At 70.6% G+C, this 1,067-nt stretch carries 1 protein-coding gene and 1 pseudogene; both read left to right on the forward strand.

What is annotated here, in order from left to right:
- On the forward strand, positions 1-408 hold a 408-nt coding region (locus ACFWI9_RS34750), incomplete at its 5' end, for a winged helix-turn-helix domain-containing protein (protein ID WP_387169407.1).
- Positions 405-1,067, forward strand: a pseudogene (locus tag ACFWI9_RS34755) (sensor histidine kinase); the annotation flags it as partial. The gene ACFWI9_RS34750 and the pseudogene ACFWI9_RS34755, both read left to right, overlap by 4 nt.

Raw genomic sequence — 1,067 nt, forward strand, 5'->3', positions numbered from 1 at the left:
ACCCGGGGCGGTGACGACTACCTGGTCAAGCCGTTCGCGGTGGAGGAGCTGATGGCCCGGCTGCGGACGGTGCTGCGGCGCAGCGCCGGGCCCGGTTTCCCGCGTTCGGTGCTGCGGGTCGCGGATCTGACGATGGACGAGGACACCCGGGAGGTGCGGCGCGGCGACCACCTGATCACGCTCACCCCGACCGAGTACGAGGTGCTGCGCTATCTGCTGCGCAAGTCGCCGACCGTGCTCACCAAGGCGCAGATCCTCGACCATGTGTGGGAGTACGGCTTCGGTGGCCGCTCCAATGTGGTGGAACTGGTGGTCAGCCGGCTGCGCCGGAAGCTCGACGAGGGGCACGATCCACTGATCCACACCGTGCGCGGCTTCGGATACGTCATCCGGCAGGTCGCCGAGTGATCGGACGGCTGCGGCGGAACTGGCGCCGGGTACGCCTGGGCACCCGCCTCGCGCTGGGCGTGGGCGTCCTGTCGCTGATCGTGTTCGCGGTGGTCGGCACGGCCCTCACGATGTATTTGCGGGACTATCTGCAACACCAGGTCCGCGAGCAGATGAAGCTCGTCCAGGTCGTCCAGACCAAGGACGCGGCGGCGCACGGCATCGTCCAGACCAAGCCGTACTACGGCTGGTACACGGCGGTCTACGACGTCTCGGGCACGACCGCGAAACTGCGCGAGCCCTCCGATGTCCCGGACGACACCAGCGCGCTCACCGCTCTCGCGAAGACGATGGCGCACTCCAAGACGGAGATCTCCCGCACGGTGACGATCGACGGCGAGGGCACCTACCGGCTGCGGGCCTGCGAGGTCGAGCCGGGTGTGGTCCTGGTGAGCGCGGCGCCGCTGGCGGACGTACAGGGCACGGTGCGGCAGCTCGTCACGGTGCAGGTGGTGGCGTTCGCGCTGGCGCTGCTGGTGCTGGTGGTGATAGGCCGGAATCTGCTGCGGCGCGGGCTGCGGCCGCTCAGCGACATGGCGAGCACGGCCCACGGCATCGCCTCGCACGACCTCAGCGAGTCGGGGGCGCGGGCGCGGCGGCGCGGCGCGCGGCGCGGCGGG

The organism is Streptomyces sp. NPDC127084 (genome assembly GCF_042724175.1).
Lineage (GTDB): Bacteria > Actinomycetota > Actinomycetes > Streptomycetales > Streptomycetaceae > Streptomyces.